The sequence below is a fragment of the Stenotrophomonas acidaminiphila genome, from assembly GCF_001431595.1.
Classification (GTDB): domain Bacteria; phylum Pseudomonadota; class Gammaproteobacteria; order Xanthomonadales; family Xanthomonadaceae; genus Stenotrophomonas; species Stenotrophomonas acidaminiphila.
The window spans coordinates 24367-41944 of the sequence record NZ_LDJO01000010.1; the positions used below are offsets into that span (position 1 = coordinate 24367).

Below are 17578 nucleotides of genomic sequence, written 5' to 3' on the forward strand. Positions count from 1 at the left end.
AAGCTTCCCATCATGGGAAGGTCAACACCCCGGGCTGCCGTGCCGCGGCGCTTGACCTTGCCACCATGGCAAACTCCAGACTGCCCTCCCTCCAAGGAGAACCGCCATGAACCTGCATATCGAGAACATGACCTGCGGCGGCTGCGCACGCAGCGTCACCGCCGCCATCAAGGACGTGGACCCGGCCGCCACGGTCGCGATCGACCTGGCCGGCAAACGCGTGCACATCGAATCGGCACAGCCGGTCGAACGCTTCACCGCGGCGCTGGACGACGCCGGCTTTCCGCCGCAGGTGGAGCCCGCCTGAGGTTCCAGGACGCGCGTGGCCGCGCTATCGGCCCACGCGCGTCCACACCTCGCGCTCGACGCGGCGCCCGCCATCCCAGCGCTCCAGGGTCCAGGTGTCACCCTCCAGCGTGTAGCGGAATTCGTAGCTGCCGCCGTTCTCCAGCGGATAGGACGCCATCAGCGGCCGCTCCAGGTAACGCGTGGCGTCGCCCTGGTAGGTGCCCGAGCCCGCGGCCCAGAACGCGCCGTTGCGGGTGCTGGTGAAGGCGAAGCGGCCGTCGGCCAGCACCTTGGTGCCGGCCAGGCCTTGCCGGGCATAGTCCATGCGCACGCCGTCGCCGTCGACGGACTCGCCCGACTGCAGCTGCCAGGCACCCTGCAGCCGCGCCAGGCCGGTGGCGGCGCTGGCAGTGGCGGTGGCCGCCGCACACAGCAGCGTAATGGTCATCAGGCGCAGGATCGGGGGCATCGGCATCGCGCTCTCGGCACAGGGCAAAGCGGCATTGTGCACGGCACCGGCGTTGCCCGCCGGCATCGGTTCACCGGCAACTTCCGCGCTCGGCCATCGACACTGGCGGGGGGCGGTATCATGGCGCCCGAATCTTCCTCGGCGGCATGCACGTGCAGACCATCCTCACCCCGGTATCGATCGGCGAACTGATCGACAAGATCACCATCCTCGAAATCAAGGCCGAGCGCATTGCCGACGCGGGCAAGCTGGGCAACGTGCGTACCGAGCTGGACGGGCTGTGGCCGCTGTGGCTGCAGCAGCAGTCCGCGCGCCCGGAACTGGCCGCGCTCAAGCAGCAGCTCAAGGCGATCAACGAGCGCATGTGGGACATCCAGGACCAGCTGCGCGCCAGGGAAACCGCGCAGGACTTCGGCGAGGCATTCATCGCCCTGGCGCGTGGCGTCTACGGCACCAATGGCGAGCGCGTGGCGGTCAAGAACGAGATCAACCGCATCGCCGGCTCGGCGCTGGTCGAGGAAAAGCAGTACCAGGGCGAATAAGCCGCCCGGCCCGGCGCGATGGAAATGAAAAGGCCAGGTCGATGACCTGGCCCGCGGGATACAGCGCAGATGCGGTTCAGTGCAGGGCGGCCGGGGTGCCGCGCGCCTGTTCGGCCGGTACCGGTGCGGTCTTGATCGACAGGCACATGGGGCACACGCTTTCCAGCACCTTGATCGCCGGTTGATACACCGTATTGCACTTCATGCACTGGACCATTCCAGTCGTGATGGCTTCCATAAGCCCTCTCTTTGTCGTTGCTCGATCCGGCAATATCGGGGTGGCAGGCCGCCTTTTCAAGGGGGTGGGCATCGCCTGCCCGCTGCCGGCTCACTCCAGGGCCAGTACCGGCACGTCGTACCAGCGCGCCTGCGGGAAGCGCGCCTGCATCCAGCCACGCAGGTAGCGGCGGCTTTCGGCGGCGATGACCTCGTCGCTGCCATCGTCGCGGCTGTTCCAGGCGATGCCGTGCAGGGCGACGCCGCGCGCGGCGATGGCTTCCAGCGACAACAGGGTGTGGTTGATGCTGCCCAGGCGCCCCGACGTGACCAGGATCACCGGCCAGCCCTGCCGCGCCACGTAATCGAGGGTCAGCAGCTCCGGGGTCAGCGGCACCAGCAGCCCGCCGGCGCCTTCCACCAGCACCGTGGCGTAGCGGGCGCGCAGGCGCGCGGTGGCGGCGCCGATGGCGTCCAGGTCCAGCGCGCGCCCCTCCAGCCGCGCCGCCAGGTGCGGCGAGGCCGGGTAGGCGTACAGCGCGGGCATGGTGGTGCCGTCGCGATCCTCCTCGAACAGGCCGCAGCCCATCAGCCGGCGGTGCAGCAGGATGTCGTCCGACGCGCCGGCGCAGCCGGTCTGCACCAGTTTCTGGGTGATCACCTCGCCGCCCTGTTCGAGCCACTGCCGCGCCAGCCAGCCGGTCACCACGGTCTTGCCGATCTCGGTGTCGATGCCACCGACGAAGATCACCTCGCCGTTCATGCCCGCATGTCCTCGTCCTGCAGTCCTTCCACCAGCGCGAGCATGCCATCGCACAGCTGCCGCAACTGCGCGTCGTCGATCACGTAGGGCGGCATCACGTACACCAGCCGTCCGAACGGGCGGATCCAGATGCCCTGCTCGAGCATGCGCTGCTGGATGCGTTCGAGCCGCAGCGGCGCGGTCAGCTCGATCACGCCGATGGCGCCGAGCACACGCACGTCGGCCACCCGCGGCAGTGCGCGCGCCGGCGCCAGCCATTCGCGCAGGGCCTGTTCGATGCGCTGCACGTTGCCCTGCCAGTCCTGCGCCAGCAGCAGCCGGGTCGAGGCCAGCGCCACCGCGCAGGCCAGCGGATTGGCCATGAACGTCGGCCCGTGCATGAACACGCCGGCCTCGCCGGAGGCGATCGTGTCGGCGATGTCGCGGCGGGTGATGGTCGCGGCCAGCGTCATGTAGCCACCGGTCAGCGCCTTGCCGATGCACAGGATGTCCGGTGCGATGCCGGCGTGCTCGCAGGCGAACAGGCGGCCGCTGCGGCCGAAGCCGGTGGCGATCTCGTCGCAGATCAGCAGCACGTCGTGCGCGCGGCACAGCCGTGCCAGTTCGCGCAGGTACTGCGGGTGGTAGAAGCGCATGCCACCGGCGCCCTGCACCACCGGCTCGATGATGAAGGCGGCCAGTTCGTCGCCGTGGTCGGCGAACAGGCGTTCGAGCGGCGCGATCTCGGCCGGGTCCCATGCCCCGTCGAACGGCGTGGCAGGCGCCGGCACGAAGCGACGCGACGGCAGCGACGCGCCGAACAGCCCGTGCATGCCGGTGACCGGGTCGCACACCGACATCGCGTTCCAGGTATCGCCGTGGTAGCCCGAGCGCGTGGTGGCGATGTCGTGGCGGCGCGGACGACCGCGCGCGGCCTGGTACTGGATCGCCATCTTCAGCGCCACTTCCACCGACACCGAGCCGGAGTCGGCGTAGAACACCGCATCCAGCGGCTGCGGCACCATCGCCAGCAGCTGCTTGCCCAGGGCGATGGCCGGTTCGTGGGTGAGCCCGCCGAACATCACGTGCGCCATGCGCCCGAGCTGCTCGATCGCCGCCTGGTTCAGCTGCGGATGGTTGTAGCCGTGGATCGCGCACCACCACGAGGCCATGCCGTCGATCAGGCGGGTGCCGTCGGCCAGCTCCAGCAGCACGCCATCGGCGCGCGCCACCTTCAGCGCCGGCGGCGCGTGGCCGAGTGCGCTGTAGGGATGCCACAGGTGCTCCCTGTCGAATGGATCGGTCAGCATGTACGTATGGACTGCCACCGGCGCGGCGGCGTGCGGGCGCGTACCTTACCGCTTCGTCAGCGGGCCCGCATCCGGATCCGCCGTGGGCAGGGCGCCTTCACGCCGCCCGGGCTGGTGCTGGTGGATGAACACGGTATAGGTGTCGGCCGGGTGCGGCACCCGGGCCAGGTCCAGCGCGTGGCCGATGGCGCCGCGGTGGTAGGTGGCATGGTTGAGCACGTGGAACAGGATTTCACGCCGCGTCATGCAGCCGTCGCGACCGTCGGCGAAGCGGAACCGCAGCGCCTGGTCCCATTGCGCCGGCGCCAGCGCGGCCAGATGGGCGGCATACCACTGGTCGGACGCTTCCAGCCGCATGGCCAGCGCCTCCAGGGCCGGTACTTCGGCGGTATTGGTGGCCGCATGCGGCTGCGCCTCGCCCAGCAGCCGCGCGCGGAACAGTTCCTCCACGATCACGATGTGGTTCAACTGCTGCCGCGCGAAGGCGACGCTGGCGGGGAACGTCCGTGCGTCCACGGCGCGTATCGCCTCCAGCGTGCGTTGCATCGCCCAGCGCTTGTAGGCGAAGGCATCGTCGAACAGGCCGCCGTGCACGCCCGCCACCGACGACGTCATCGCGGCAGGTCGGGGACGCGGCGCGAAGCGGGCATCATGCCTCGTCTTCGTCCTCGTCTTCCTCGCCTTCCTCGTCCTCGTCGTCTTCCTCCTCGAACGCGTCCAGCTCCTGCACGCGCACGAAGTTGGGCAGTGCGTCGGCGAAGCCGATCTGCGCGCCATCGGCGATCATCGCCCGCACCTCGCGCTTCATCGCGCTTTCCACCAGCGCGAAGCACACCACGCCCTGCGCGCTTTCCTCGCCGTCTTCATCGAACACGGCCACCCAGCCGGCCGCGGGCATGATCTGGATGATGTTGTCTTGCATGGACGGTCACCAGGATTGACTGAGCCCCAGAGCTTGCGCGAAGCGCATGGCCAACGCAATCGCGGCGCGCCGGTTCATCCCGCTTTCCGCCCCCAGGCCGGCGCAGGCGGCCTGGCCCGCGCTGTCACGACAGGGCCCGCGCCAGCGCGCCCTGCCGCGCACAGCGGCCGCACGGATCGGGCAATGTCAGGCGGACAGCGGACGGCCTTGGCAAGGCCGCGCCGTGGCGGCGCTCAGTCCGCCGCCCAGGTGCCGCCGCCCTGCGCGCAGCTGGCCGGCAGGCCCGCCAGGTCGTCGGCCGAGCGTTCGTAGTAGTAACCGTCGAAATCCTGGCCGAACAGGCGCCGGCAGCTGCCCTGCGAGGGCGATGGGCAGGCGTCCATGTAGGTGATCTCGCCCGCCTTGCCCCCCATCTGCGCCGAGGTCTGCGCCAGCCCCTCGCACACGCGCTTGAGCTGGGCCTCGGTGGCGGCCCCCGCGGTCTGCACGCAGTCGCGGGAGCGGATGACCTGGCCGAAAAGCTGGAACTCGCCGGCAATCATGCAGGCGTGCGTGGCACCGCCCTCCGACCCCGCCCCGGCCGCGGTCTCCACCGGCGCATCCGTCGGTGTCGCCGGCGCAGGCGCGTCCGGCGCGCCACAGGCCGCCAGCACGATCATCGCGCCGGTCAACGCCAATGCCCTTCCCTGTCGCCATGCCGATGCCATGCAATGCTCCTTCATCCGGTGAAGGCCGATCATAGCGTGCGCGAGTGTCCTTCGATGGCGCGGGCACCGGGGTGCGGGCCGTCAGCGCCCGTCGGCTTCGCCCCGCAGCGCCAGTGGCCGCACCTGCTCCAGCAGGCTGACCAGGGTCCTGCCCGGTTCCTCCCACGGGATCATGTGCGCGGAATGCTCGAACCAGACGCCGCGCTTGTACGGCGCGCGCACCTGCGCCAGCCACGCCGCGGTCGGTTCCGAAGGCGTGGTGTAGTCGTGGCGCCCCATGAACATCAGCACCGGGATGGGGAACCGCTTCACCCCGCGGTAGTCCACCTGCAGGAACTCATCGAGCAGCCGCCCGAGGGTGAATTCGCTGCCGGCATTGATCGCGCAGCGCGCCGCATCGTCGTAGTCGGGCGACAACCGCGGCCCCTGGAAGAAGTAATCCGACTCGCTGCGGAACGCGCTCAGGCCGCCGTAGTACTGCGGCCATTTGCGGGCCACGACGATGCGCTCGCGGGTGATCGGCGCGTCGCCCGGATAGGGTGCGATGGCCTCCATCTCGCGTACCGCTTCGGCATTGCCGCGCTCGCGCGCGGTGCGCAGGCCGTAATCGAAACTGACCCGCTCGTTGGTGCGCACGTCGATCACCTGGCCGATGCCGACATAGGCATGGAACAGGTCCGGGCGCTGCAATGCCGCCTGCATCGCCACCACCGTGCCCCAGCTGTGGCCGACCAGCACGACCTTGCGCTTGTGATGGCGCCTGCGCAGGTAGTCGGCCAGCTCGATGGCATCGTCCACGTAGCGCTGGATGCGCAGCGTGCCGGCCACCTCCTCCCGTGGATTCAGCAGCAGCGTCCGGCCAGCCCCGCGCTGGTCGTAATTGACCACCGTGAAGTACTCCTCCAGCGGCCGCTGGAACTGCCACAGCGTCGGGATCAGCGGCGACGCCGGCCCGCCGTGCACGAACAGCAGCAGCGGGTTGTCGCGGTCCTGGCCGCGCACGTTCACCCATTGCGCGATGCCGCCGATCTGCGCCGCGTAATCCTCCTGCACGCCGCTGGGCGCGACGATGCGCCCCAGGTCGGCGATGATCCCGCGCGCTGGCGCGTAGCTGGAGCGGTCCGGGCAGGCATCCTGCGCGGCAGCCGCCAGGGGCGCCACGGCCAACATGAGCACGGCCAGCATGCGGCGGCTGTATTCGATCATCGTGGTCGGCCTCCACGCCGGCTTGGTGGCAGCGCCGGAAAGCGACGGTCCTGCAGCACCATCGCAGTGACGGCGGCGCCGGGTCATTCGCCCAGTTCCGGGTCCAGCAACAGGAGCGCGGCGGCGGCTGCGGCGAAGTACACACGCTGGTCATCGTCGAGCCGGCGGTCCAGGTGCACGCGGCCGCGGTTGAGCACGTCGACCACGGCGAGCGTGCTGCCGCCGTCTGCAATCGCGTAACCGGTGGGTGTCATGCCGCTGACCGGCGTGCCCTGGTAGTCATACACCGCACGCACCGTGTAGTCGCTGCCCCACGGCGACCGCAGGTGGCCACGCAGGCCATCGCCTTCGTGCATCACCTCCAGCACCTGCGGCGGGCGGCTGTCCATGCGCAGCCCACAGGCCAGCAGCGGCCCCGCCAGTGCCGTCACGTCGACCGTCACCCGGCCCGACGCGTCGCCCCGGCCCACGGTCCATGCCTGCGTGCGGCACTGCACCTCCACCGGCGGCTGGTCGCGCGCCACCATCGTGTAGTCGTAGGGCCTGGACGTGCGCCCCACGTCGAATGCCGGCAGCGGCACGCGCCAGGAGAACGTCGAGCCCTCGCGCATCTGCAGGGCGCTGTACGGGCCGAACCGCACCGGCTGGTTGAACCGCCGCGGCGAGTGGCCACTGACCTCGTAGGCCACCGCATCGGCAGCAAAGCCGTCGGGCATGCGCATCTGCGCGGGGGTGCAGGCCGGCAACAGCGGGAGCAGCAGCAGGCAGACCGCAACCGGAGCAGTGATGCGCATGACGGTATCCAGCAGGGGCGATGGCCGGATGCTAGGGCCCGCGCGACGGGCGCCACCCCTGCCATTGGTTTGCCGGCCTGTGGACATTCAGCCGGTGTTGCCGGATCGGCCGGTCGCCGGGGCGCGGCCCCCCTTCTTGCGCGGCGGGACCAGTGGCCAATGCGCCCACGCCGCGACGGATCAGTACCAGATGGCTGCTGGCAACCCCGTCGTATCCGGCTCCACTTGCGCAGGCAGCGATCGCGCACGGCCGCCAGCGATACGCTCGGCACTCCACAGCGCTGCCAATGCATCCAGTACGTCGTCGGTTGCGGCCTGCCGCGCTGGAACGGCACGCACCAGTTCCATCACCGCGTCCCGGCCGAAGATGCCCGCCAGCAGGCTGACACGCACCTCCGCACCGGCAAAGGTGCGCTTGCCATCCACCAACCCACGCCCCGCCCCGCCATTGAGCGCAGCAAACGATACTTCTGGGTGTATTTCGCGCACCCGTTGCCGTGCATCCACGTCCCCCTGGAGCAGTTGGTCCCACTGGCGGATCTTGGGCAGGATCGCGAACGACTGCGCACCGAAGCCCCGGCCGTCGATCTCCCGGTGGCGGCGGGATGCCTCGGGCTGCGAGCCCGCATCGAGAATGCCGCGCACGGGCGTGGAGAAAACACTACTGGCCCGCTTGCCGCCAACAAAGGAGCGCGCCTCGCGATCGGCCGGGCGGCCGCCCTGCTCGCAGAGTCCTATCGGAATATCCACCGCGATCACCCGGGCCGTCCGGTGCGTGTGGAAAAGTCGCTGGGCGTCGGGGTACAGCGCATGCACCAGCCCGCCCCCGCCCCACCATACGGAGATCCATCCGCTGCCGGCGCCATCGACGCCGACGCATCCCTTGAACTGCTCCATGCTTCCCCCCCGGGCACTGGTCACAGGACGACGCAGCCGCCTACGCACGCCTGCGTCCACACCAACTCGCAAGGCAGCCCCGTCGGCTGCTCCCCGCCGGCGGAAAAGACAAGGGCCGGGTGCTCGCGCACACCGGCCCCGATCTCATCCGGCGTTGCCGCCGCTCAACCGCACTTGCTGTAGCCGCAATTCAGGCAGGTGGCGCATCCATCCATCACCACCAGCGCCTTGGTGCTGCACTTGTGGCACATGGTGGCGCTGGGCGGGAAGCTGGTTCCTTCGCCGGTGACCTGGACGTCCTCATCGCGCCCGGCGGGGACGGCGACTACGGCGTCAGTGTTTTTTTTTGAACGGTCCTCGAACTGCTTGCGCTTCTCGGCGATCAGCGCGCGCTGGTGGGCGCTCATTTCCGGATCGTGCAGCAGCCCGATCGACTTCATGTGGTCCTCGACGATGGAGCCCAGTTCGGCGACCAGCGACGGCATGTACACGCCGCCGGCCTTGAAATAGCCGCCCTTGGGGTCGAACACGGCCTTCATCTCGTCGACGATGAAAGTGACGTCGCCGCCCTTGCGGAACACCGCGGACATGATGCGGGTCAGCGCCACGATCCACTGGAAGTGCTCCATCGACTTGGAGTTGATGAAGATCTCGAACGGACGGCGCAGTTCGTGCTCGGTGCCGGCGTTGAGCACGATGTCGTTGATGGTCACGTAGAAGGCGTGCTCCACCAGCGGCGACTTGATCTTGTAGGTGCTGCCGATCAGCACGTCGGGGCGCTCGATGCGCTCGTGCATGTGCACGATGTTGCTGTCCTGGGCATCGTCCTGCGCCTGTGCGACCGGAGCCTTGGCCGTCGCTTCCCGGGCCTTGTCGTCCGGGGTGATGACGGAATAACCCTTGATTTTCTTGTCGATCTTGACGGCCATGGTGCGGGTCCTGGTTATGCGTTGTGATGCGGGTTGCAGCGTCCCCGCCCGCTGCGGGCGGGGACGCGGGTGCGGCTTACTTGCGGGCGGCCTTCTTGACCGCCTTCTTCACGGTCGCGGTCTTCTTCACGGCTGTCTTGCGCGCCGAAGCGGCTTTCTTCGCCACCGTCTTCTTTGCGGAAGCGGTCTTCCTGGCCACCGTCCTGCTGGCCGAGGCCGCCTTGCCGGCCACCTTCTTCTCGACCTTCTTCACCGCCTTCCTGGCGGCGGCGGTGCGGCTGGCGACTTTCTTGGCGACCTTCTTGCCGGCCTTGTCGACGGCCTTCTTCACCGCGGCGGTCTTCTTGGCGACGGCCTTGGCCACCTTCTTTTCGGCGGCCTTCACCGTCTTCCTGGCCGAGGCGACCTTCTTGACCGCCTTCTTCTCGGCGGCGGCGACGGCCTTCTTGGCGGCGGCCTTCTTGCCGGCACCCTTCTTCTTCAGGGCCACGGCCTCGGCCTTGGCGCTGGCCTTGGCGGCTTCCAGCTTGCGGCGCACGCGGGAAACGGTCTTGCCGACCTCCTTCTTCGCGGCGGCGGCCTTCTTGGCGACGACCTTCTCGGCCTTCTTGACCGCCTTCTTCACCTTGGCGACCTGCCGGGTGGCGCCCGCCTCGACCTTGCGCGCGCGGGTCTTGACCGCGGCAACGGCATCGCCGGCGGTGGCGGCGATGGCGTCACCCAGGCTGGCTGCGCTCTCCTTCACGTTCTCGGCGACCTGGGACACGGTCGCCGTCACACCATTGCCATTGCTCATAAAGCCCTCCTGGGGGCATTGAATCGGTAACGTTGGCGATGCTGGGTTGAAGCCGGTGCAACACGAAGCAGCGCGACAGCCCGGTGGCGGCGGCCACCGTCGCCGCCCCGCGCTGCGACGGGACGGCGTGCGAAGGCGACTTCAGAACTTGCCGTAGTAGCCTTCCTTGAGGGCGTCGAACAGGTTGGCGGCGGTGTGCATTTCGCCGTCGTACTCGATCTGCTCGTTGCCCTTGACCTCCACCACCTGGCCGTCTTCCAGTTCGAAGCGGTAGGTGGTGTTCTCCAGGTCCGCCTCCTTGACCAGCACGCCCTGGAAGGCGGCCGGGTTGAAGCGGAACGTGGTGCAGCCCTTCAGGCCCTGCTGGTGGGCGTAGCGGTAGATGTCCTTGAACTGCTCGTACGGATAGTCGGTGGGGACGTTGGCGGTCTTGGAGATCGAGCTGTCCACCCACTTCTGCGCGGCGGCCTGCACGTCGACGTGCTCCTTCGGCGAGATGTCATCGGCGGCGATGAAGTAGTCCGGCAGGCGCGATTCGGCGTCCTCGGCGAACGGCATGGCCTTGGCGTTGACCAGTTCGCGGTAGGCCAGCAGTTCGAAGGAGAATACGTCCACCTTCTCCTTGCTCTTCTTGCCTTCGCGGATCACGTTGCGGCTGTAGTGGTGCGCGAACGAGGGCTCGATGCCGTTGGAGGCGTTGTTGGCCAGCGACAGGCTGATGGTGCCGGTCGGCGCGATGGAGCTGTGGTGGGTGAAGCGCGCGCCGGTCTCGGCCAGTTCGTCCACCAGTTCAGGGGCGACCGAGGCGATGCGCTGCATGTAACGGCTGTAGCGCGCGTGCAGCACCTTGCCCTGGATCTTCTGGCCGACCTTCCAGCCGTCCTTGCGCATCTCCGGACGCTGCCGCAGCATCGCCGCGGTGACCTCGAAGGCCTCCTCCATGATCGGCGCCGGGCCCTTCTCGCGAGCCAGTTCCAGGCCGGTTTCCCAGCCGGCCACGGCCATGTCGCGGGCGATGGCCTCGGTGAACTCGCACGACTCCGGCGAACCGTACTTCATGCGCAGCATGGTCAGGGTGCTGCCCAGGCCGAGGAAGCCCATGCCGTGGCGGCGCTTGCGCATGATCTCGTTGCGCTGCTGTTCCAGCGGCAGGCCGTTGACCTCGACCACGTTGTCGAGCATGCGGGTGAACACGCGAACGACTTCCTTGTACTCGTCCCAGTCGAACGAGGCCTTGTCGGTGAACGGGTCGCGCACGAACTTGGTCAGGTTGACCGAGCCCAGCAGGCAGGCGCCGTAGGGCGGCAGCGGCTGCTCGCCGCAGGGGTTGGTGGCGCGGATGCTCTCGCACCACCAGTTGTTGTTCATCTCGTTGACGCGGTCGATCAGGATGAAGCCCGGCTCGGCGTAGTCGTACGTCGAGACCATGATCATGTCCCACAGGTGGCGGGCACGGATGTGGCCGTACACCTTGCAGGCCACCAGGCCGTCGTCGCGGACGATGTAGTTCTCGTGGGTCGGCCATTCGCGCCAGACCACTTCCTCGCCGCTGGCCGGATCCAGCTCGGCCTGCTCCTTGGTGTTGATCGGGAACACCAGCGGCCAGTCGGCGTCCTTGTCCACCGCCTCCATGAAGCCGTCGGTGATCAGCAGCGACAGGTTGAACTGGCGCAGGCGGCCGTCCTCGCGCTTGGCGCGGATGAAGTCCTTCACGTCCGGGTGCGACACGTCGAAGGTGCCCATCTGCGCGCCGCGGCGGCCACCGGCCGAGGACACGGTGAAGCACATCTTGTCGTAGATATCCATGAAGGACATCGGCCCGGAGGTGTAGGCGCCGGCGCCGGCCACGAACGCACCGCGCGGGCGCAGGGTGCTGAACTCGTAGCCGATGCCGCAGCCGGCCTTCAGGGTCAGGCCGGCTTCGTGGACCTTCTCCAGGATGCCATCCATCGAGTCGGTGATGGTGCCCGACACGGTGCAGTTGATGGTGCTGGTGGCCGGCTTGTGTTCCTGCGCGCCGGCGTTGGAGGTGATGCGGCCGGCCGGGATCGCGCCACGGCGCAGCGCCCAGACGAAGCGCTCGTACCAGTAGGCACGCTTCTCGTCGCTGCCCTCGGCGTCGGCCAGGGCACGGGCCACGCGCTGGTAGGTGCCGTCGATATCGGCATCCAGCGCCTGCCCGGCCTTGGTCTTGAGGCGGTACTTCTTGTCCCAGATGTCCTGCGAGGCGGGCTGCAGGGGGATAAGGTCCGATCGGGTTGGGTTGCTGACCACTTCCAGACGCACCGTGCTCATGATGGTGGGAACTCTCCTTGTGCACCTTGCGGTGCGTTTACCGTTTCCCCGGTCGGGCGGGGCTGCAACGACGACGATGCCGGCGCGTGGTCACGCGCCTGCGGGCGGGCGGGGATTGGTCCGGCGAGGGCCGGGGGTCTGCATCGCTTCCGTCGTCATTGCACGCCTTCCTATGGGGTGCCTGCACCCCGGGCCTCAACCCTACTTCTTGGGGACGCATTTCACATCAACCCAACATCTAGTGGCTGATGGCGATGCCAAGCTTACCCACCGCATGGGTGATGTCAAACGAAAAATCTGCCCCCGGGATCTTGCAATCCGCGCAGGGCTTGGCGTCCCTGCGATTGCGGCGCTGCGGAATGTTTCATTGTCGATTTAGGTCGCTGCCGCCACACTCCATTCAGCCACTCCCGCCCCACCCGGACGCCCCGCGCGGCGTCCCCGCATGGAACCCCGGCCCTTATGCGACCGCTCCCGACCCTGCTCACCCTCGCCCTGGCCGCCGCCTTCGGTGGTTTCACCGCCAGCGCCATCAACGCCCACCTGGACAACCGCGCCCAGGCGTCCACCGGTGCCCTGCTGCCCGCCACCGCGGCGTTGCCGGCCTCCGTCGCCGGGCAGCCGGTGCCGTCGCTGGCGCCGATGCTGGAACGGGTGATGCCGGCGGTGGTCAGCGTCAACACCAAGCAGGTGGTACGGGTGCGCAACCCGTTCTTCGACGACCCGTTCTTCCGCCGCCTGTTCCCGCAGGTACCGCAGGAGCGCATCAACGAGTCGCTGGGCTCGGGCGTGATCATCGACGCGGCCAGGGGCTACGTGCTGACCAACCACCACGTGATCGAGAACGCCGACGACGTGCAGGTGACGCTGGCCGACGGGCGCACGGTCAAGGCCGAATTCCTGGGTTCGGACCGCGACACCGACATCGCGCTGATCCGCATCCCCGCGGAGAAGCTCACCGCGCTGCCGCTGGGCGACAGCGACCAGCTGCGCACCGGCGACTTCGTGGTGGCCATCGGCAACCCGTTCGGCTTCAGCCAGACGGTGACCTCGGGCATCGTCTCGGCGGTGGGCCGCAGCGGCATCCGCGGGCTGGGCTACCAGAACTTCATCCAGACCGACGCCTCGATCAACCCGGGCAATTCCGGCGGCGCGCTGGTCAACCTGGCCGGCCAGCTGGTCGGCATCAACACCGCCAGCTTCAACCCGCAGGGCAGCATGGCCGGCAACATCGGCCTGGGCCTGGCCATTCCCTCCAACCTCGCCCGCGACGTGGTCGAGCAGCTGATCACCAAGGGCGTGGTGGTGCGCGGCACGCTGGGCGTGGAAACCCAGAACCTGAGCCCGCAGATCGCGCAGGGGCTGGGCCTGGCCGAGGCGCGCGGCGCGCTGGTCACGCGGGTGCTGGCCGGCTCGGCCGCGGCGGCCGCCGGGCTGCGCGCCGGCGACGTGGTCACCGCGATCAACGGCCAGCGCGTGGACAACGCCCACGCACTGCACAACTTCGAGGGCCTGCAGCCGGTGGGCCGGGTCGTCGAGCTCGACGTGCGCCGCGACGGCAAGCCGCTGCAGCTCAAGGCCACGCTCAAGGAACAGCCGCGCGCGGTGACCGGTGATACGCTGGACCCGCGCCTGTCCGGCGCCACGTTCGTCGACCTGCCCGAATCGGCGCGCCAGTCCGGCCTCAACGGCGTACTGGTCAGCGAGGTGGCGCGCGGCAGCCGCGCCGCGCAGTCCGGGCTGGCCGGTGGCGATATCGTGCTTGCCGCGAGCAGCGGCGAGTTCGTCGACCTGGCCAGCTGGCGCGCGAGTTTCAGCCCGCGCCCGCCGCAGCTGGTGCTGAGCATCGTGCGCGGCAACACGCAGGGACAGCTGGTGATGCGATGATCGGCCGGCGCCCGTAACGTTCCTTACACCCGGCCGCTGGTATTGCTTTCCCTGCGCCCCACGCTGGCGTCCCCCCGAACCGAAGGAGACGAAACAATGAGCCCCACCAACACCGACACCATGAAGGACCATCTGGGCGACGCCGGATCGCACCTGAAATCGGCCGCGCGCGCCGCCGGCTCGGCGGTCAAGGACGCGGCCGGCCTGGCCGGCGACGAACTGCGCCTGGGCAAGGCCAACGTCAAGGCCGAGCTGTCCGACAGCGCCCTGTCCGGGCTGGCAGCCGCCGAGCTGTCCGGCGCCGCCGCCAAGGAGCAGATGGACGCGCTGATGGACAAGGGCAAGGACCTGATCGACAGCGCCGCCGACCTGATCCGCGAGCGCCCGCTGGCCTCGTTCGGCGTGGCCTTCGCCGCCGGCTGGATCATCGCCAAGCTCGCCCGCAGCAACGACTGACGCGGGCGTGGGCGACAACGCGCCACCACCCGGCGCCACCGGAAACGGCAACGACGAGGCCGGCAACACGGCGCCGGGGCTGGAGGAGAGCATCCGCCAGGTCGGCAGCGCCGGCCGGCAGACGCTGGACTCGGCGACCCACACGCTGCGCTCGCTGCGGCGACTGGCCTCGGCCGATTTCGCCTTGGCCCGCAGCGCTTTCGGCCGCGGTCTGGCCTGGAGCGGTGTGGCCATCGTGTTCGGCGCCTCGGCGTGGCTGCTGCTGGCGGCCACGCTGATCGCCCTGCTGCATTCCCTGGGGTTGTCCTGGTTCGTGTCGCTGCTGGTCACCTCGCTGACCAGCCTGGCGGTCACCGGCTACGCGATCTGGCGGGTCACCTATTTCTTCCACCACACCGGCATGCACGCCACCCGCCGGCAGCTGTCGCGGCTGGGCCTGTTCGACGAACCGGCCGAGGACGACCCGGACGCCGACGTCGAGGTACCCGGGGAGCGGACACCATGAACTTCGAGGCCCTGCAGCGCCGCGTGCGCCGCACCGAAGCCGTCGTGCAGGTGCGCATGGACGAAACCGTGCAGCAATGGGACATGCTGCAGGCGACCTGGCGCCGCAGCTGGACGCCCGGCCGCATCGTCATCGCCGGGCTGGCCGGCGGTTTCGTCGCCGGCAAGCTGGAACCCGGCGGCGCCTTCAGCGGTGCTCGCTGGCTGCAGATGATCGGCTCGGTCTCCGGGCTGGTGGCGTCGGCGCAGGCGTCGATCGTCGCCCTGCAGGAAGCCGGGCTGGCCGCGGCTGCCGCGGCGACCGCGGAAGCGGCCAGCGATGACGCCACGCACCCGGACGAGCCGGCACCCGCGCAGCCTGCGCAGCCGCAACCGGCGCCCGGCACGCCGCCGCAGGCGGCCGCGGCCGCCACCGAACTGTCCGAACCCTGATCCGCGCGGCCAGCGGCCGCGCCCCTACCGCCCCGGAGTGCCGCCCGATGTCCGCCCTGTCGCCCGACACGTCCACGGCACCCGACCCGGCCCCACCCGCGCCGCGCCCGCGCGCGTCCACCGCCCTGCTGGTGCTGGCCACGCTGGCGGTGGGTGCGACGCTGTGGGCGGCGCAGGACGTGATCCTGCCGGTGCTGCTGGCGATGTTCTTCGCCCTGGTCGGCAACCCGATCATCCGCCTGCTGCAGAAACTGCGCCTGCCGCGCTTCCTGGCCGCGCTGCTGGTACTGGCACTGGGCCTGGCCAGCGCCGGCGCGCTGGCAGTGCAGCTGGCCGGGCCGGCCGCCGACTGGTTCGCCGAGACGCCGCAGCAGCTGCGCGAGGTCTCGCGCAAGGTCCGCGACCTGGTACGCCCGGTGCAGCAGGCCAACCAGGCCGCCGAGAGCTTCGCCCGCGCCGCCGGCGGCGAGGACAACCGCAAGGTGGAAGTGATCCGCACCCGCCTCGACGACCCCTACAAGGTGCTGGTGCGCACGCCGCGGCTGGCCGCCTCGGCACTGGCGGTGGTGCTGCTGACCCTGTTCTTCATGATCTACGGCGAAACCCTGCAGCGGCACGTGATCGCGCTGCTGCCCAACCGCCAGCAGAAACGCTTCACCACCGACATCCTGCGCGCGATGGAACGCGAGATCTCGCGCTACGTGCTGACCATCACCATCATCAATGCGCTGGTCGGGCTGGCCCTGGCCGGGGTGCTGGTGCTGCTGGGCATCGCCGCGCCCGAGGCGCTGCTGTGGGGCACGGTGGCAATGCTGCTGAATTTCGCGCCCTACGTGGGCCCGCTGATCGGCATCGCGCTGATGCTGCTGGTAGGCCTGACCCAGTTCCGCGAGCCGCTGGCGGTGGCGGCGCCGGCGCTGGCCTACCTGGCCCTGCACACGCTGGAGGGGCAGCTGGTCACGCCGATCGTGCTGGGCCGGCGCATGGCGATCTCGCCGTTGATGCTGGTGCTGGCGCTGATGCTGTTCGGCTGGCTGTGGGGCATCGTCGGCCTGTTGCTGGCGGTACCGCTGCTGGTCTGCGCCAAGCTGGTGCTGGCGCGGTTGGACGGCATGCAGGGCTGGGCCCGGCTGCTGGAATAGGCAAGGCGCCGCCCGCCGCGCTGCCGTAAAATGGGCCGGTGAACTTTCCTGTCCTAGCCATCACCCTCGACCTGGACGACACGCTGTGGCCGTTCGCTCCCATCGGCGCCCGCATCGACCAGGTGCTGCACGACTGGATGCGCGTCCACAGCCCGGCCACGGCGGCGATGTACCCGGTGGAAGCCATGCGCGAGCTGCGCGTGCGCACCTTCGACGACAACCCGCACCTGCACCATGACCTGAGCGCGCTGCGCCGGCTGACCCTGGCCGAGGCGCTGGAAAACAGCGGCGCCGGCCTGGATCTGCTGGAGCCGGCCTACGAGGCGTTCTACGCCGCGCGCAACCAGGTGGAGTTCTACCCCGACGCCCTGGACGCCCTGCACCGCATCGCCGCGCGGGTGCCGGTCGCGGCGGTCAGCAACGGCAACGCCGACCTGCAGCGCATCGGCATCGGCGGCTTGTTCGCCTTCCAGCTGGGCTCGCGCGAATTCGGCGCGGCCAAGCCGGACCCCGGCATCTTCCACGCCGCCTGCGCGCGGCTGGGCGTGGACCATGCCCATGTCCTGCACGTCGGCGACCACGCCGAGATGGACGTGGCCGGGGCCATGCGCGCCGGCCTGCGCGGCTGCTGGATCAACCGCGACTCCCACCCCTGGACCCACGCCGGCCTGCAACCTGACCTGCAGTTCGACACCCTCACCGGACTGGCCGACTGGCTGGACGGCAACGCGCCGTTGCCGCCGCTCGCCGCCGGCCCCGGCGCCTGATACGAGACCCCCCATGACCCCCATCAACGCCTTCACTTCCGATTCCGCCGGTGCCCTGCCGCTGCACGTGCTCGACAAGGCGACCTTCGCTGCATGGCTGGACGCCCAGCCGGCCGCCACGCAGGCGTGGCTGAGCAGCCAGCAGTTCACCGCCGCGCCCGGCAGCGTGGCGCTGCTGCCCGGGAGCGACGGACTGGCCGGCGCGGTGCTGGGCGTCGGCGACCGCGCCGATGCCCATGCCTACGCGCACGCCCCGTTCGCGCTGCCGGCCGGCAGC

The 17578-nt window shown here is 69.6% G+C and carries 21 protein-coding genes and 1 pseudogene; 9 read left to right on the forward strand and 13 right to left on the reverse strand.

Going from position 1 to position 17578, the window contains the following annotated elements; translation table 11 throughout:
- The first annotated feature begins 106 nt into the window (after positions 1–106).
- Positions 107–307, forward strand: coding sequence for a heavy-metal-associated domain-containing protein (locus tag ABB33_RS02490; protein ID WP_056931025.1), 201 nt, complete (start codon positions 107–109; stop codon positions 305–307).
- 24 nt (positions 308–331) lie between these two features.
- Here ABB33_RS02490 and ABB33_RS02495 read toward each other — a convergent pair whose 3' ends face one another.
- The gene (locus tag ABB33_RS02495; protein ID WP_211260857.1) at positions 332–736 is read right to left on the reverse strand and encodes a hypothetical protein; all 405 of its coding nucleotides are present in this window, start codon (positions 734–736) and stop codon (positions 332–334) included.
- A gap of 173 nt (positions 737–909) precedes the next feature.
- On the opposite strand from ABB33_RS02495, the gene ABB33_RS02500 reads away from it, so the two are divergent.
- Positions 910–1299, forward strand: coding sequence for a DUF6165 family protein (locus tag ABB33_RS02500; protein ID WP_152984934.1), 390 nt, complete (start codon positions 910–912; stop codon positions 1297–1299).
- Between the two features lie 76 nt (positions 1300–1375).
- Here ABB33_RS02500 and ABB33_RS19155 read toward each other — a convergent pair whose 3' ends face one another.
- The 12 genes from ABB33_RS19155 to ABB33_RS02555 all read right to left on the reverse strand — a co-directional run bounded on the left by ABB33_RS19155 (position 1376) and on the right by ABB33_RS02555 (position 12113).
- Positions 1376–1504 carry a hypothetical protein gene (locus ABB33_RS19155; protein ID WP_256363880.1) on the reverse strand — a complete coding sequence of 43 codons (129 nt, stop codon included), beginning with the start codon at positions 1502–1504 and terminating at the stop codon, positions 1376–1378.
- 123 nt (positions 1505–1627) lie between these two features.
- Positions 1628–2278, reverse strand: coding sequence for a dethiobiotin synthase (gene bioD, locus ABB33_RS02505; protein ID WP_056931028.1), 651 nt, complete (start codon positions 2276–2278; stop codon positions 1628–1630).
- The gene (gene bioA, locus ABB33_RS02510; protein ID WP_082594955.1) at positions 2275–3567 is read right to left on the reverse strand and encodes an adenosylmethionine--8-amino-7-oxononanoate transaminase; all 1293 of its coding nucleotides are present in this window, start codon (positions 3565–3567) and stop codon (positions 2275–2277) included. The genes bioD and bioA overlap by 4 nt, the downstream gene beginning before the upstream one ends.
- Before the next feature lie 45 nt (positions 3568–3612).
- Positions 3613–4182 (reverse strand): DinB family protein, encoded by a 570-nt coding sequence (locus ABB33_RS02515; RefSeq protein ID WP_056931029.1) that lies wholly within the window; start codon positions 4180–4182, stop codon positions 3613–3615.
- 34 nt (positions 4183–4216) lie between these two features.
- The gene (locus tag ABB33_RS02520; RefSeq protein ID WP_054667926.1) at positions 4217–4489 is read right to left on the reverse strand and encodes a hypothetical protein; all 273 of its coding nucleotides are present in this window, start codon (positions 4487–4489) and stop codon (positions 4217–4219) included.
- A gap of 233 nt (positions 4490–4722) precedes the next feature.
- Positions 4723–5196 carry a hypothetical protein gene (locus tag ABB33_RS02525; RefSeq protein WP_152984932.1) on the reverse strand — a complete coding sequence of 158 codons (474 nt, stop codon included), beginning with the start codon at positions 5194–5196 and terminating at the stop codon, positions 4723–4725.
- Between the two features lie 81 nt (positions 5197–5277).
- Positions 5278–6402 (reverse strand): alpha/beta fold hydrolase, encoded by a 1125-nt coding sequence (locus tag ABB33_RS02530; protein ID WP_082594956.1) that lies wholly within the window; start codon positions 6400–6402, stop codon positions 5278–5280.
- 83 nt (positions 6403–6485) lie between these two features.
- Positions 6486–7196 carry a hypothetical protein gene (locus ABB33_RS02535; protein WP_056931031.1) on the reverse strand — a complete coding sequence of 237 codons (711 nt, stop codon included), beginning with the start codon at positions 7194–7196 and terminating at the stop codon, positions 6486–6488.
- Positions 7197–7376: 180 nt separating this feature from the next.
- Positions 7377–8093 carry a DUF429 domain-containing protein gene (locus ABB33_RS02540; RefSeq protein WP_056931032.1) on the reverse strand — a complete coding sequence of 239 codons (717 nt, stop codon included), beginning with the start codon at positions 8091–8093 and terminating at the stop codon, positions 7377–7379.
- 164 nt (positions 8094–8257) lie between these two features.
- Positions 8258–9022, reverse strand: coding sequence for a TSCPD domain-containing protein (locus ABB33_RS02545; protein WP_056931033.1), 765 nt, complete (start codon positions 9020–9022; stop codon positions 8258–8260).
- A 76-nt stretch (positions 9023–9098) separates the two neighbouring features.
- On the reverse strand, positions 9099–9818 hold the full coding sequence (locus ABB33_RS02550) for a hypothetical protein (RefSeq protein ID WP_056931034.1): 720 nt from the start codon (positions 9816–9818) through the stop codon (positions 9099–9101).
- Between the two features lie 141 nt (positions 9819–9959).
- Positions 9960–12113 (reverse strand): adenosylcobalamin-dependent ribonucleoside-diphosphate reductase, encoded by a 2154-nt coding sequence (locus ABB33_RS02555; RefSeq protein ID WP_054667936.1) that lies wholly within the window; start codon positions 12111–12113, stop codon positions 9960–9962.
- A gap of 462 nt (positions 12114–12575) precedes the next feature.
- Here ABB33_RS02555 and ABB33_RS02560 point away from each other — a divergent pair, with 462 nt between their 5' ends.
- The 7 genes and pseudogenes from ABB33_RS02560 to ABB33_RS02590 form a co-directional block, all read left to right on the forward strand.
- Positions 12576–14000, forward strand: coding sequence for a Do family serine endopeptidase (locus ABB33_RS02560; RefSeq protein ID WP_056931035.1), 1425 nt, complete (start codon positions 12576–12578; stop codon positions 13998–14000).
- A gap of 96 nt (positions 14001–14096) precedes the next feature.
- Positions 14097–14456, forward strand: coding sequence for a hypothetical protein (locus ABB33_RS02565; RefSeq protein ID WP_054667940.1), 360 nt, complete (start codon positions 14097–14099; stop codon positions 14454–14456).
- Positions 14457–14463: 7 nt separating this feature from the next.
- The gene (locus tag ABB33_RS02570) at positions 14464–14961 is read left to right on the forward strand and encodes a hypothetical protein (RefSeq protein WP_054667943.1); all 498 of its coding nucleotides are present in this window, start codon (positions 14464–14466) and stop codon (positions 14959–14961) included.
- Positions 14958–15392: a hypothetical protein gene (locus ABB33_RS02575; RefSeq protein WP_056931036.1), complete on the forward strand. Its 435-nt coding sequence runs from the start codon at positions 14958–14960 to the stop codon at positions 15390–15392. The genes ABB33_RS02570 and ABB33_RS02575 overlap by 4 nt, the downstream gene beginning before the upstream one ends.
- Before the next feature lie 47 nt (positions 15393–15439).
- On the forward strand, positions 15440–16534 hold the full coding sequence (locus ABB33_RS02580) for an AI-2E family transporter (RefSeq protein ID WP_056931037.1): 1095 nt from the start codon (positions 15440–15442) through the stop codon (positions 16532–16534).
- 38 nt (positions 16535–16572) lie between these two features.
- Positions 16573–17301 (forward strand): HAD family hydrolase, encoded by a 729-nt coding sequence (locus ABB33_RS02585; protein WP_054667948.1) that lies wholly within the window; start codon positions 16573–16575, stop codon positions 17299–17301.
- Between the two features lie 13 nt (positions 17302–17314).
- Positions 17315–17578, forward strand: a pseudogene (locus ABB33_RS02590) (leucyl aminopeptidase family protein); the annotation flags it as partial.

Bases quoted from the DNA above. Each gene is read 5' to 3' on its own strand.
- ABB33_RS02490 (WP_056931025.1), top strand. From the start codon at position 107: ATGAACCTGCATATCGAGAACATGACCTGCGGCGGCTGCGCACGCAGC.
- ABB33_RS02495 (WP_211260857.1), bottom strand. From the start codon at position 736: ATGACCATTACGCTGCTGTGTGCGGCGGCCACCGCCACTGCCAGCGCC.
- ABB33_RS19155 (WP_256363880.1), bottom strand. From the start codon at position 1,504: ATGAAGTGCAATACGGTGTATCAACCGGCGATCAAGGTGCTGGAAAGC.
- bioD (WP_056931028.1), bottom strand. From the start codon at position 2,278: ATGAACGGCGAGGTGATCTTCGTCGGTGGCATCGACACCGAGATCGGC.
- bioA (WP_082594955.1), bottom strand. From the start codon at position 3,567: ATGCTGACCGATCCATTCGACAGGGAGCACCTGTGGCATCCCTACAGC.
- ABB33_RS02515 (WP_056931029.1), bottom strand. From the start codon at position 4,182: ATGACGTCGTCGGTGGCGGGCGTGCACGGCGGCCTGTTCGACGATGCC.
- ABB33_RS02520 (WP_054667926.1), bottom strand. From the start codon at position 4,489: ATGCAAGACAACATCATCCAGATCATGCCCGCGGCCGGCTGGGTGGCC.
- ABB33_RS02525 (WP_152984932.1), bottom strand. From the start codon at position 5,196: ATGGCATCGGCATGGCGACAGGGAAGGGCATTGGCGTTGACCGGCGCG.
- ABB33_RS02530 (WP_082594956.1), bottom strand. From the start codon at position 6,402: ATGATCGAATACAGCCGCCGCATGCTGGCCGTGCTCATGTTGGCCGTG.
- ABB33_RS02535 (WP_056931031.1), bottom strand. From the start codon at position 7,196: ATGCGCATCACTGCTCCGGTTGCGGTCTGCCTGCTGCTGCTCCCGCTG.
- ABB33_RS02540 (WP_056931032.1), bottom strand. From the start codon at position 8,093: ATGGAGCAGTTCAAGGGATGCGTCGGCGTCGATGGCGCCGGCAGCGGA.
- ABB33_RS02545 (WP_056931033.1), bottom strand. From the start codon at position 9,022: ATGGCCGTCAAGATCGACAAGAAAATCAAGGGTTATTCCGTCATCACC.
- ABB33_RS02550 (WP_056931034.1), bottom strand. From the start codon at position 9,818: ATGAGCAATGGCAATGGTGTGACGGCGACCGTGTCCCAGGTCGCCGAG.
- ABB33_RS02555 (WP_054667936.1), bottom strand. From the start codon at position 12,113: ATGAGCACGGTGCGTCTGGAAGTGGTCAGCAACCCAACCCGATCGGAC.
- ABB33_RS02560 (WP_056931035.1), top strand. From the start codon at position 12,576: ATGCGACCGCTCCCGACCCTGCTCACCCTCGCCCTGGCCGCCGCCTTC.
- ABB33_RS02565 (WP_054667940.1), top strand. From the start codon at position 14,097: ATGAGCCCCACCAACACCGACACCATGAAGGACCATCTGGGCGACGCC.
- ABB33_RS02575 (WP_056931036.1), top strand. From the start codon at position 14,958: ATGAACTTCGAGGCCCTGCAGCGCCGCGTGCGCCGCACCGAAGCCGTC.
- ABB33_RS02580 (WP_056931037.1), top strand. From the start codon at position 15,440: ATGTCCGCCCTGTCGCCCGACACGTCCACGGCACCCGACCCGGCCCCA.